This window comes from Rhodococcus sp. P4_F3_2, from assembly GCF_056401335.1.
Genome location: NZ_JBFUJN010000017.1, coordinates 108,193 through 121,145 on the forward strand (window position 1 = coordinate 108,193; position 12,953 = coordinate 121,145).

Sequence of the window (12,953 nt, forward strand, 5' to 3'; positions counted from 1 at the left end):
TTGCCTTCAGAGCGTCAGCAGCTTCTTCTGGACTTTGCCCATAGCGTTGCGGGGCAAGCTGTCCACCAGACAAACCTGACGAGGGCGCTTGTGGATCGACAGTGATTCGGCGACGAAGTCCGAAACCACCGCGCAGTCGGCTACGTCTCCGACGATGAATGCGACTATGCGCTGGCCGAGATCGTCGTCCGGCACACCGACGACGGCGGCCTCGCGAACGCCGGGGTATGCCAGAAGTGCCTGTTCCACCTCGCCTGCACCGATGCGGTATCCACCGGACTTGATCATGTCGACCGACTCGCGGCCGACGATGCGGTGGAATCCGCTGTCGTCGATCACCGCGATGTCGCCGGTGCGGAACCAGCCGTCCTCGGTCATGGATTCCGCTGTCTTCGAGGGGTTCCCGAGGTACTCGTCGAAGAGCACGGCTCCCGCAACTTCCAGTTGCCCAAGCTGCTCTCCGTCGTGCGCCGACAATTCGCCGTTCTCGCCGCGCAACCTCGTCCTGACTCCCGGAACGGCGTGCCCGACCCAACCCGGGCGACGTTCGCCGTCGTGCGTCGTGCTGACGGTGATGAGGGTTTCACTCATTCCGTAGCGCTCGACGGGAGCCAATCCGGTCAGCGATTTCATCCGCTCGAACAATGGAACCGGAAGTGGTGCACTTCCGGACACGAGCAAGCGCGCGGATCGCAATGCTGCTGCCGCCGAGGGCTCACCGCACACGCGTGACCAGACGGTCGGAACACCGAAGTACAACGAGCCACCCGCTGCGGCATACGAATCCGGAGTTGGTCTGACGGTATGAATCAGCGGTGAACCGACGCGCAATGCGCCCAACACGCCGAGAATCAACCCATGGACGTGGAAGAGGGGCAGTCCGTGGACGAGTGTGTCCTCCGGAGTCCAATTCCACACGTGGGCAAGTGCGTCGAGATCTGCTGCGATCGCTGCTCGCGAGAGGACGACGCCTTTCGGCGCTCCGGTGGTTCCTGAGGTGTACATGATCAGTGCGGTAGCTGCCGCGCTCGGTTCGGGATAGGACGTCGCAGATCGCGCGTGAATATTGATGGGAATCAACGGGATACTCGAATCCGACGGTCCGTCTCCGAGTATCAGTTCGGCCTGGGAATCGGCGATGATGTGCTGACGTTCGAGCGGACCGGAGTCCGGTGGGATCGGTACCACGGCAACATCGGCGATCAGCGCGCCGGCGACGGCGACCACTGTCTCGAGGCCGGCGGCGGCTTGTACTGCCACTCGCTGTGCACCGTGGATTCGATCGGCGACCGCGGTGGCGGCGGCCAACAGGTCGGCGCGAGAGAGGGTCGCGCCTTCGCCGAAGGTGACCGCAGCTCCGTGGTCGTCGAAGATGCGAGGGTCGAGGGAGCGCAGAAGTGTGGATTCGCTGTTCATCGCGAGTTCCCTTTCTTTGAGCGAAGATTCAGACGGACCAGGGAACAACGAACAGCAGCCAGGCGAGGATCGGCGTCACGACCATGATGGTCATGCCCCACCGCATCGTCAGCCCGAACACCACGTCGCGTTCTTCCGGAGCGGCGTTCGCCACCACCAGCGCGCCGTTGGTCGAGAACGGACTGCAATCGACCAGAGACGAGGAGATTGCCAGTGCGATAACCAGGCCGGTTGCATTGACCTGGCCGGTCATGAGGAAGGGAATTGCCAAAGGGATTAGTGCGCCGAGGATTCCCGTGGTGGATGCAAACGCCGACACGATCGCGCCGATCAGACAGATCAGGAACGCCGCGAGAAGTGGAATGCCCACGTGAGCTACCGAATCCCCGAGCCACTGGACGGTGTTTTGGTTCTGCAATAGGGCCACGTATGTGACGATTCCGCCGATGAGGAGCACGGTGCCCCAGCTGATCTTGTCGACGGCCCCGCGGGCGGAGGCCGGGAAGATCAGGGTGAGAAGTACCGCGACGGTCAGTGCGGTGAATCCGACGTCGAGGTCGAAGACCAAGGCGCCGAGTGCAAGTGACGCCAGTCCGAGCAGGGTGAGTCGCCGCTCGAGATTGAGTGCTCCCTCGTGCGGAGCGGTCCCAACCGAGGACTTGCCGCCACCCTTCGAACTGTCGCCGGAACCCGAACCGGTGATGGTGTCGCCACCGCCCGAAGCGTTGCCGACTGCGCTGACAAGCACGCGCTCCGAGGCGCCGCGTGCAATCAATGCGCGACCGCCGAACGAGACGTACGCGATTGCGGCAACAACGGCTGCGGCCGCGAAGGTCGAGACGAACAGCAAGGCCGGGCTGGACGGGAGGCCGTTCTGGCGCATGACGTCGTTGGTGATCACACCGAAGATTCCGATAGGGGAGAAGCTGCCCGCCGTTGCGCCCTGGACGACCATGAAGCCCATCAGCATGGGGTGGATCCGGTAGCGGGTGGCGAAGCCCATTGCCACGGGCGCGATGATGGCGACGGCAGCGGGACTGACCGCGCCCATGGCGGTGACGGCCGCGCACACCGCGAACATCGCCCACGGCACGAGGGCCACTCGTCCTCTGACCGCACGGACCGCCGCGTGAATGATCCAGTCGACCGTGCCGTTGTTTCTGGCCAGCGCGAACAGGTAGGTGACGCCGACCAGGATGACGAAGAGGCTGGCCGGGAAGCCGTCGAGGATCTCGCTGGTATCGACAGTGAAGACCAGTGTTCCGACGACGAAGGCAGCCACCAGGGCAAGCGCACCCATGTTCACCGACCTCACGGTGGATATGACGAACACCAGGACAAGTACTGACAGGGCTATGACATTTGCCATCGAACTCTCAATCCGTTCGCGACCAGCTTGTGGTCTGCATCACTTGGAATTGGCCTAGCCTCTCTGCCACTGCTCCATTTGTCAAGTACACTCCGAGGCATGAATTCGACGTCATCGCCCGGCTCGCGCTCGGGCCTGCCCGGACGATTGAAGCGTCCGCGTCTGTATGAGCAGTTGGCCGAGCACATTTCGAATTTCATCGAGGCTCAAGGCCTTTCGCCCGGCGATCGGCTTCCTCCCGAACGCAGCCTGGCTGCCGAACTCGGCGTGAGTCGAGCGTCGCTGGCTCAAGCGCTCGTGGCCCTCGAGATTCGGGGCAGAGTCGAAATCCAGCACGGTAACGGTGCGGTGATTCGCGAAGCTCCGACGCCCGACGCGGGTAGGTCTGCAGACTCGGGAGTGCGGTTGCAAGACCGAACCGTCGACGAACTGACTGCTGCCAGGGAAGCGATCATGGCCGGCCTGGCTCGGGCGGCGGCGTCGAATCCCAACGCTGCGCTTCGGGTCGCGATGTTGACCGACGACGGGACCGCGAGAAACTTCGCCGAGACATGGCGCTGCGTCAGGCACCTGGCCGGTGGCGGCTTATTGGCTGATCTCGACGACACCATCGCCAAGCAGGCGGACGTGCCCGAGTCCTCGGCGCGACTGTCTGCGCGACTCGATCAGYTCGCGCACCGGATCATCGACGGTGACCAATCGGGCGCCGCTGACTCTGTTGCGGGAATCCTCTCCGAAACGGCCTGACGAATAACGACGGACGAGCGTCGGAAAAGCGCACGATAACCACTATGAGCATGTTCGCTCACAGGAAACTGTGCTGCGACGTAGCCCGGGAACCTGATCGGCAATGCGCACGTTGAACACAGTGACGACCGTTCCAACCAAGCGGCACGGCCGCTGGCGGGCATCGATGGGGCCGATCGCGGTAACCTGCAGGTGTCCGGTTGGCAGCCGGAAGGCGACCTGGCAGACCCGCACTCTCGAAAGGACCGGCCACATCGGCCGACCTGTATGAACCGTAAGACTGTGTTCCGTAACGTGCTACTCGTAGCCGTCGTGCTGTTGGTGATCTATGCCTTCAGCTACTTCAGCAACGACACCCGCGACTTCAAGACCGTCGACACCTCGGTCGCGATCTCCCAACTCGACGCCAAGAACGTTGAGTCGGCGCAGATCGACGACCGTGAGCAGCAGGTTCGTCTGTGGCTCAAGAACGGCAACGACGCCACCGACGGTAAGACGCAGATCCTGGCGAAGTACCCCGCGAGTGCGTCGGAGCAGATCTTCGACAAGGTCGAAGGCGCCGGAGCGGACAAGTTCAACACGACGGTCACTCAGGAGAGTTGGCTGACGTCGATCCTTCTGTTCGTGCTGCCGATGATCATTCTGTTCGGCATCTTCTTCTTCGTCATGAACCGGATGCAGGGCGGCGGTGGTCGCGGCGGAGTCATGGGATTCGGTAAGTCGAAGGCCAAGCAGCTCACCAAGGACATGCCGAAAACCACGTTCGCCGACGTCGCCGGTGCGGACGAGGCTGTCGAAGAGCTGTACGAGATCAAGGACTTCCTGCAGAACCCGGCTCGCTACCAGGCGCTCGGCGCCAAGATTCCGCGCGGTGTGCTGCTGTACGGCCCTCCCGGAACCGGTAAGACGCTGCTCGCTCGCGCTGTCGCAGGCGAAGCCGGCGTCCCGTTCTTCACCATCTCCGGCTCGGACTTCGTCGAGATGTTCGTCGGTGTCGGTGCTTCGCGTGTTCGCGACATGTTCGAGCAGGCCAAGCAGAACAGCCCCTGCATCATCTTCGTCGACGAGATCGACGCCGTCGGTCGTCAGCGCGGCGCAGGACTGGGCGGCGGACACGACGAGCGCGAGCAGACGCTCAACCAGCTGCTCGTCGAGATGGACGGCTTCGGTGATCGCACCGGCATCATCTTGATCGCCGCAACCAACCGCCCCGACATCCTCGACCCCGCACTGCTGCGTCCGGGACGCTTCGATCGCCAGATTCCGGTCGGCGCCCCCGACCTCGCCGGTCGCCGTGCGATCCTGCGAGTGCACTCGCAGGGCAAGCCGATCGATCCCAACGCCGATCTCGAAGGCCTCGCCAAGCGGACCGTCGGAATGTCGGGCGCCGATCTTGCCAACGTCATCAACGAGGCTGCGCTGCTCACCGCACGCGAAAACGGGACCGTCATCACCGAAGCCTCGCTCGAGGAATCGGTGGACCGTGTTGTCGGTGGACCGCGGCGTAAGAGTCGCATCATCAGCGAGCACGAGAAGAAGATCACGGCGTACCACGAGGGCGGTCACACGCTGGCTGCTTGGGCAATGCCTGACATCGAGCCGGTCTACAAGGTCACGATCCTCGCTCGCGGTCGCACCGGCGGTCACGCGATGACCGTGCCCGAAGACGACAAGGGTTTGATGACGCGTTCGGAGATGATCGCTCGTCTCGTCATGGCAATGGGTGGACGCGCCGCCGAGGAGTTGGTGTTCCACGAGCCCACCACCGGAGCGTCGTCCGATATCGACATGGCGACCAAGATCGCACGCGCGATGGTCACCGAATACGGCATGAGTGCCAAGCTCGGCGCGGTTCGCTACGGACAGGAGGGCGGGGATCCGTTCCTCGGCCGTTCGATGGGCGTTCAGTCCGACTACTCGCACGAGATCGCCCGCGAAATCGACGAGGAGGTGCGCAACCTCATCGAGGCGGCGCACACCGAAGCGTGGGCCATCCTCAACGAGTACCGCGATGCGCTCGACCTCATCGCTACCGAACTGCTCGAGCGTGAGACGTTGACTCGCAAGGACCTCGAGAAGATCCTTGCCGGCGTCGAAAAGCGTCCCCGCATCACGGCTTTCAACGATTTCGGTGGGCGCACGCCTTCGGATCGTCCGCCGGTGAAGACTCCGCGCGAACTCGCGATCGAGCGCGGCGAAACGTGGCCGGAGCCCGCTGCTGCACCTGTTCTCGTCAAGGCAGGCGCACCCAACAGCGGTGCACCCAACGGCGGTGTCCCCAACAACGGTGGTCTCCCCAACAACGGCAACCAGGGACCCTCGAACGGCTACGCACAGCCCTCGTACCCGCAGCCGAGTGCCCCGCAGCAGACTCCGCAACCGGGAACACCCGACTACGGAGCGCCCGCCGGATGGTCTGCACCGGGTTGGCCTCCGCGTGAGAACCCGTCGCCGACGTACCCCGGACAGCAGTCGGGTGGGTACACCGGTGGACAGAATCCGACCCCGCCGAACCAGTCGCAGGGCCAGTACGGTCAGCCCCAACACGGTCAGCCCCAGCCCGATCAGGGGCAGTACGGTCAGCCGCACCCGGGACAGCAGGCGTACCCCGAGCAGCCGCACCCCGGCCGTCGTTACCCCGCGCAGCCCGACTACCCGGTGCAGTACCCGGACGGTGGACCCTTCGCCGATCCGAACCGGGGAAACCCGACCGGCGAAAACCAGTGGCAGAGCCCCGCACCGGAACAGCCGCAGACTCCGCCGCCGCATCATTCGGCTGAGGACGACGGCCCGAGCACCGCTCGCTGGGACGGACCGGACGGATCCCGCTGACCTTGCGCCACTAGGCTCTGCGGCGGGGGACCTGTGAACAATTCTCGAGGAGAGTTCGGTTGTCGGTGAATGATGTGGCCAGTGAACTGGTGTCGCTCGGAACGGGCCGCCCGTTCGATCAGGCGCGGGCAGAGGCTGCCGTACGGGAATTGTTGATCGCGGTCGGTGAAGATCCGGAGCGCCCAGGTCTGCTCGATACGCCGGCCAGGGTTGCGCGCTCGTACAAGGAGATCTTCGCGGGTCTGTACTCCGAGCCCGACGACGCGTTGAATACAACTTTCGACGAGGGTCACCAGGAATTGGTGCTCGTGCGAGACATTCCGATGTTCTCGACGTGCGAGCACCACCTGGTGTCTTTCCATGGTGTTGCTCACGTTGGCTACATCCCGGGTAAGTCGGGCAAGGTCACCGGTTTGTCGAAGCTCGCGCGCGTCGTCGATCTGTACGCCAAGCGTCCGCAGGTTCAAGAACGCCTGACCAGTCAGATCGCGGATGCTTTGATGCGCAAGCTCGACCCGCGTGGAGCCATCGTCGTCATCGAAGCCGAGCACCTCTGCATGGCGATGCGCGGTATCCGCAAGCCTGGAGCCAGCACGACCACGTCAGCGGTTCGTGGGCTCCTGCAATCCAGCGCGGCCTCACGGTCCGAAGCGCTGGACCTCATCCTTCGTAAGTGAGCGAGATGTCCGCGGCTCCCGTTGCAGGTAGCGATCCGGCCCGGATGGTCGTGATGGGGATTCTGAACGTCACCGCCGATTCGTTTTCCGACGGTGGTCAATTTCTCGATCGTGACGCGGCGATCGCTCGCGGGCTCGAACTGCAACGCATAGGCGTCGACATCGTCGACGTCGGCGGCGAGTCGACGCGCCCCGGAGCCACCCGCGTCGATCCGAAACTCGAGGCGGATCGTATTGCCCCGGTGATCGAAGAACTCGTGGCAGCCGGAATTCGCGTCAGCGTCGACACGATGCGTGCTTCCGTCGCCGCCGCCGCGATCGAAGCGGGCGCAGGCATCGTCAACGACGTGTCGGGTGGTCGCGCAGACCCCGACATGGCATCCGTTGTGGCCGACGCCGGAGTGCCCTGGATCCTCATGCATTGGCGCTCGGCCGGTGACTACGTCCATCGTGGCAGCGCCGATCACTACGACGACGTGGTCCGCGACGTCCGAGACGAACTGCTGTCGCAGGTCGATCTGGCGTTGAAGGCAGGGGTCGATTCGTCGTCGATCATCCTCGACCCCGGCCTCGGGTTCGCGAAGAACGCCGACCACAACTGGGCACTGTTGCGTGCACTACCCGAGTTCAACGCGACCGGATTCCCGGTACTGGTCGGCGCTTCCCGAAAGCGGTTCCTCGGGTCTCTGCTCAGCGATCCCGACGGCAATCCCCGTCCACCTGGTGGCCGCGAGACTGCGACGGCCGTGGTCTCGGCCCTTGCAGCACGTGAGGGTGCCTGGGGAGTTCGGGTGCACGACGCACAAGCCTCGCTCGACGCCATTGCCGTGGTCGACGCCTGGAACCGTGGACGAGAAAGGGCCTGACATGGGGGACCGAATCGAATTGCGCGGGCTGAAGGTTCGCGGCAATCACGGAGTGTTCGACCACGAGAAGCGTGACGGTCAGGACTTCTTCATCGACATCACCGTCTGGATGGACTTGGCTCCCGCCGCGGCGTCGGACGATCTGACCCAGACCCTGCACTACGGCGAGTTGGCGGAAGCCGCCGCAGCCATCGTTGCCGGCCCGTCGCGCGATCTCATCGAGACCGTCGCCGCTGAGATCGCCGACGACGTCATGAAAGATTCGCGAGTCGAGAGCGTCGAGGTCGTGGTCCACAAACCGTCGGCACCGATTCCGCTGGTTTTTGCGGACGTCGCCGTCGTCGCACATCGGACCAGATCGGCATGACGCGCGCTGTTCTGTCGATCGGTTCCAACATCGGCGACAGCGTGGCTCACCTGCAGTCCGTTGTCGACGGGTTGGGCAGCGCCGTCGTTGCTGTCTCACCGGTCTACTCGACGGCGCCGTGGGGTGGCGTCGAGCAGCAGGATTTTTACAACGCGGTGGTGGTGGTCGACGATGCCGAGGCCGACGCCGCTGAATGGCTTCGCCGCTCGCAAGCACTGGAAGAAGCTGCAGACCGGGTGCGCGAACAGCGTTGGGGACCCCGGAGCTTGGACGTGGACGTGGTCGATTGCGAAGGCATCGTCAGTTCCGATCCCGTGCTCACCCTTCCGCATCCGCGCGCGCATCTACGGGCATTCGTGCTCGTTCCCTGGCTGGACGTCGAGCCAGACGCGACGATGATCGTCGACGGCCAGAAGTTGTCGGTGGCACAAATTCTCGACGGCCTCGATCGCGCTGAGCGTGAAGGTGTGCGCACTACCGATGTGGTGCTTGCGCGGTGACCGAAGAAGGTAAGGGTTTGAAGCCGACCCGGATCAGTGAACTCGCGGTTCTGGCTGCGGTTGCCGCTGTGGCCACCTGGATTCTGATTCGCGTGTTCTACGGTTCGATGCCGCCGATCCCTGTTTATGCGGGAGCGTCGCTGTACTTCGTGGCCGTTGCCGAGGCCGTCTTCGCTTTTGTCATTCGTTCGCGCGTCAAGAATCGTCAGGTGGGTGACGGGCTCAGACAGCTTCATCCCATCACTGCCGCCCGAGCGCTGGCATTGGCCAAAGCATCCGCTTTGGTCGGTTCAGCTACCGTCGGTGTCTGGGTCGGAGTGCTGGTGTATCTCATCCCACAACGCTCGGTTCTGCAGGCCGCAGCCTCCGACACGCCGGGCGCGTGGGTGGGGTTGGGCGCCGCAATTGCGCTGGTAGCGGCAGCTCTGTGGCTCGAACATTGTTGCAAGACGCCGGAAGATACACCTGACGAGCCCGCGCACTGACAGCCTGGTCGGCAAATCACCCACCGAGGTACGTGGCGACCCCGGTCTCGGCAAGTACCCTGGCAACCATGACAAATTCTGGTCGATCGAAGTCTGCGCGCCGAAGCAAGCGCAGCGCGAGCCAGATGATCATTGCTGCTCTTCTGGCACTTGCTGTCATTGCTTCGCTGTTTCTGATCTTCAGCAACAGCGTTCAGCTTCTTCGGGTGGGACTGGTCGTCGCTCTGTGGGCAGCCACCCTCGGCGCTATCGCCATGACCAAGTATCGGCGTGAGTCGGCACTGGACAAAGCCAAGGTTGCCGATCTGCAGACCGTGTACGAACTGCAGCTCGAACGTGAAATTTCGGCTCGACGTGAGTACGAACTGAGCGTCGAAGGTCGCGTGCGACGTGAGGTGACCGCGGACGCGGAGGAACTGGCCGGGCTGCGCGCCGAATTGGTGGCGCTGCGCCGAAACCTCGAAGCACTGTTCGAAGGTGGACTGCTGCCCGAACAGACCGCGCTCAAGACCGATTCGACGCGAGTACCGGAACTTGGCGGTAGTTCGTACGGCGCGTACCAGCCGGCACCGTCGGGGTTGTACGTTCCCGGCGCCGGCCAGAACGGACCCAGCCAACCGGCACCGAACGTCGGCGGCTTGGCCTCGCCCAACGACGATCCGGTGACTGCTGAGACAACCGTCGTGTTCGCTGAGACGTCGTGGCGCGACAGCAGCTTCGTGGCGCCGCGCGTCATACCGACGCAGAAGCCACAAGAGACGCAGAAGCCACAAGAGACGCAGAAGCCACAAGAGACGCAGAAGCCACAAGAGACGCAGAGGCCACAGAATCAGAGCGGGAACCAGGCACCGAAGAGTTCCCCAGCGAGTTCCCCAGTAGGTTCCACTGTGAGTTCCTCGCCGACACGAACGGTGAAAGACGTTCCAGTGAAGGATGATCCGGAGCCGGTCGCGCCCGTCGAGCCTGAAGTCAAGGCTCCCGCCCAGGCCCCGAACATCGAAGACGCCGTCATCGAAGACGCTGTCGTCGAAGAGGCGCCCGAGGTTGTTCCCGAGATTGTCACGGAAGCTGAACCCGCTGCGGAGCCTGACGCAGAGCCGCGCCGTCGTCGCCGTGCCGCTCCGGAAGATGCCGCGAGCGGTGCTCATTCCAACGGGTTGACCGTCGCCGAAATAATGGCGAACCTGAGTTCGAACAACCCGTCCGAAGGCTCCGGTCGACGTCGTCGCCGAGAGGACTGAGTCGCAGATCACTCGCCCGGCCATGGCATGACGGTTCGGGCGAAGGATATCCTCGGACGCAGAACGTCTGGTACCCGCCGAGCGGGACTGGAACGAACGAGAGGAATCCGGTGACTTCCTTCGGGATCACTAATGGGCCTGCACCTGCGCGCTTGACGGTAGGAATTGTCTCAGCAGGACGGGTCGGAACAGCTGTCGGTGCCGCATTGGAGCGAGCCGGTCATGTTGTCAGCGCTTGCTCCGCCGTCTCTAGTGCCTCGGTTGCCCGCGCTGTGAAGCGGCTTCCCGATACCGAAATTCTTCCGGCCGCCGACGTCGCAGCTCGCTCAGAACTGCTGATTCTTGCCGTCCCTGACGACCAGCTTGCGGATCTTGTGCGAGGTCTCGCGGCCACCCAAGCCGTCAAGCCGGGCACGCTCGTCGCCCACACGTCCGGTGCCAACGGCATCGCGATCCTGACTCCGCTCACCGAACTCGGCGCGCTGCCCTTGGCTATCCATCCGGCGATGACGTTCACCGGTCACGACGAGGACACCGCACGGCTGTCGTCGGCATGCTTCGGAATCACTGCTGCCGACGACATCGGTTACGCGATCGCGCAGTCACTGGTCCTCGAGATCGGCGGCGAGCCCGTCCGAGTGCGCGAGGAGAACCGAGCGCTCTACCACGCGGCACTGGCTCACGGCAGTAATCACCTGGTCACGCTCGTGGTCGACGCCGTCGAGGCGCTGCGAGCGTCGTTGCAAGGTGACGAGCTGCTCGGTCAACAGTTGGTCGACGGAGATCCGGGTGGAGTGGCCGAGCGTGTCCTGCAGCCGCTGCTGTCGGCAGCCTTGGACAACGCGCTACGACGCGGTCCCTCGGCGTTGACCGGTCCGGTGGCACGCGGCGACGCTGCTGCCGTCGACACACATTTGCGCGTACTGACAGAACTGGATCCGGAGCTCGCTGCCGGCTATCGGGCGATGTCCTTGCGATCGGCCCAGCGGGTGGGCGCCCCCACCGAATTGTTCGACATCTTGACTGAAACGGGAGGTGACCGTCGTGAGTGATCTGCAGGGCGGATACAAGCGCGGCGAACTGACGGTGCACCACGATCCGGACAAGCTTCGGCGCGTCTCGCGGGCACTGCGAGGTGTCGGGCGTCAGGTGGCGCTCGTTCCGACGATGGGTGCGTTGCATGCGGGCCACATCGAATTGGTTCGTCAGGCCAAGGTCACCGGCGCCGTCGTGATCGTTTCCATCTTCGTGAACCCGCTCCAGTTCGGTGCGGGCGAAGACCTGGACGCGTACCCGCGCACTCTCGATGCGGATCTCGACCTGCTTCGCGCCGAGGGCGTCGAATTGGTGTTCGCGCCGAGCGCCAAGACGATGTACCCGCGGGGCCAGCGCACCACCATCGTGCCGGGCCCGTTGGGTAGCGAACTCGAAGGCGGAGCGCGCCCCACTCACTTCGCCGGAATGCTGACGGTTGTGGCGAAGCTGCTGCAGATCGCGGCACCCAATCACGCCTACTTCGGTGAGAAGGATTACCAGCAGCTGACGCTCATCCGTCAGATGGTGTGGGATCTCAACTTCGATGTACAGATCATCGGAGTTCCGACGGTCCGCGAGTTCGACGGCCTCGCGTTGTCCTCTCGCAATCGCTACCTCGACGAGGGCCAGCGCGCTGCAGCGGTCGCGCTTTCCGCTGCTCTGATCGCCGGTGCACACGCGGCGTCCGGGGGAGCGGAAGCAATTCTGGAAACCGCACGCGCTGTTCTGGCAGCTGTTCCGGAAATCGAGGTCGACTACCTCGAGGTTCGGGGCGTCGATCTGGGCCCCGCGCCCGAGAGAGGTGACGGCCGACTGTTGGTGGCCGCCAAGCTCGGAACCACCCGTTTGATCGACAACGTCGGTGTCGCGGTGGGAACCGGGTTCCTCGAGCGTGACACCGACCCATCCGCCGACGCCATCGACGACCTGCTGTCTCACTGAGCACTTTTCACGAGTAAGGACCTGGATATGTTTCGCACAATGATGAAGTCGAAGATCCACCGCGCCACCGTGACTCACGCCGACCTGCATTACGTCGGCTCCGTCACCGTCGACCAGGATCTGATGGACGCCGCAGACCTCCTCGAAGGCGAACAGGTGTGCATCGTCGACATCGACAACGGTGCGCGTCTCGAGACGTACGTCATCGCCGGCGAGCGCGGAACCGGTGTCATCGGAATCAACGGTGCGGCAGCGCATCTGGTCAAGCCGGGCGACCTGGTAATCCTCATCGCCTATGGCGTGATGAACGAGCAGGAAGTCAAGGAATACTCCCCGCGCGTCGTCTTCGTCGATGCCGACAACAAGCAGATCGAACTCGGCTCAGACCCGGCTCACGCGCCGGAGGGTTCGGGTCTGATCACCCCGCGCATGCTGTCGACACTCGAGGCCTCGCGCGAATCCAGCCTGGTGTAATC

13 protein-coding genes are annotated in these 12,953 nt (G+C 63.8%); 11 read left to right on the forward strand and 2 right to left on the reverse strand.

The features are described from left to right. Positions 1-6: 6 nt before the first annotated feature. A complete protein-coding gene (locus tag AC1DWA_RS18895) occupies positions 7-1,416 on the reverse strand; it encodes an acyl-CoA synthetase (protein ID WP_477846419.1) in 1,410 nt (469 codons plus the stop codon). A 28-nt stretch (positions 1,417-1,444) separates the two neighbouring features. Continuing rightward, positions 1,445-2,785 carry an SLC13 family permease gene (locus tag AC1DWA_RS18900; RefSeq protein WP_070796406.1) on the reverse strand — a complete coding sequence of 447 codons (1,341 nt, stop codon included), beginning with the start codon at positions 2,783-2,785 and terminating at the stop codon, positions 1,445-1,447. A gap of 99 nt (positions 2,786-2,884) precedes the next feature. On the opposite strand from AC1DWA_RS18900, the gene AC1DWA_RS18905 reads away from it, so the two are divergent. The 11 genes from AC1DWA_RS18905 (at position 2,885) to panD (ending at position 12,951) form a co-directional block, all read left to right on the forward strand. Next, on the forward strand, positions 2,885-3,532 hold the full coding sequence (locus AC1DWA_RS18905) for a FadR/GntR family transcriptional regulator (RefSeq protein WP_477916912.1): 648 nt from the start codon (positions 2,885-2,887) through the stop codon (positions 3,530-3,532). A 267-nt stretch (positions 3,533-3,799) separates the two neighbouring features. Continuing rightward, positions 3,800-6,364 (forward strand): ATP-dependent zinc metalloprotease FtsH, encoded by a 2,565-nt coding sequence (ftsH, locus tag AC1DWA_RS18910; RefSeq protein WP_020968348.1) that lies wholly within the window; start codon positions 3,800-3,802, stop codon positions 6,362-6,364. A gap of 59 nt (positions 6,365-6,423) precedes the next feature. Beyond that, complete coding sequence (gene folE, locus AC1DWA_RS18915; protein WP_019746783.1) at positions 6,424-7,041, forward strand: GTP cyclohydrolase I FolE; 618 nt, start codon at positions 6,424-6,426, stop codon at positions 7,039-7,041. A gap of 5 nt (positions 7,042-7,046) precedes the next feature. Next, positions 7,047-7,907, forward strand: coding sequence for a dihydropteroate synthase (folP, locus tag AC1DWA_RS18920; RefSeq protein ID WP_020968349.1), 861 nt, complete (start codon positions 7,047-7,049; stop codon positions 7,905-7,907). A 1-nt stretch (position 7,908) separates the two neighbouring features. Continuing rightward, positions 7,909-8,274 (forward strand): dihydroneopterin aldolase, encoded by a 366-nt coding sequence (gene folB, locus AC1DWA_RS18925; protein WP_003945780.1) that lies wholly within the window; start codon positions 7,909-7,911, stop codon positions 8,272-8,274. After that, entirely contained in the window at positions 8,271-8,774 is a 504-nt protein-coding gene (folK, locus tag AC1DWA_RS18930; protein ID WP_153213474.1) for a 2-amino-4-hydroxy-6-hydroxymethyldihydropteridine diphosphokinase, read from the forward strand. The genes folB and folK overlap by 4 nt, the downstream gene beginning before the upstream one ends. 17 nt (positions 8,775-8,791) lie before the next feature. After that, on the forward strand, positions 8,792-9,259 hold the full coding sequence (locus AC1DWA_RS18935; RefSeq protein ID WP_153213529.1) for a DUF3180 domain-containing protein: 468 nt from the start codon (positions 8,792-8,794) through the stop codon (positions 9,257-9,259). A 68-nt stretch (positions 9,260-9,327) separates the two neighbouring features. Next, positions 9,328-10,500, forward strand: a complete 1,173-nt coding sequence (locus tag AC1DWA_RS18940; protein WP_477846418.1) for a DUF6779 domain-containing protein — start codon at positions 9,328-9,330, stop codon at positions 10,498-10,500. A 110-nt stretch (positions 10,501-10,610) separates the two neighbouring features. Then, the gene (locus tag AC1DWA_RS18945) at positions 10,611-11,552 is read left to right on the forward strand and encodes a Rossmann-like and DUF2520 domain-containing protein (RefSeq protein ID WP_019746789.1); all 942 of its coding nucleotides are present in this window, start codon (positions 10,611-10,613) and stop codon (positions 11,550-11,552) included. Then, positions 11,545-12,477: a pantoate--beta-alanine ligase gene (gene panC / locus AC1DWA_RS18950; protein WP_170320391.1), complete on the forward strand. Its 933-nt coding sequence runs from the start codon at positions 11,545-11,547 to the stop codon at positions 12,475-12,477. The genes AC1DWA_RS18945 and panC overlap by 8 nt, the downstream gene beginning before the upstream one ends. Positions 12,478-12,504: 27 nt before the next feature. Then, complete coding sequence (gene panD / locus AC1DWA_RS18955; RefSeq protein WP_003945761.1) at positions 12,505-12,951, forward strand: aspartate 1-decarboxylase; 447 nt, start codon at positions 12,505-12,507, stop codon at positions 12,949-12,951. Positions 12,952-12,953 lie beyond the last annotated feature (2 nt).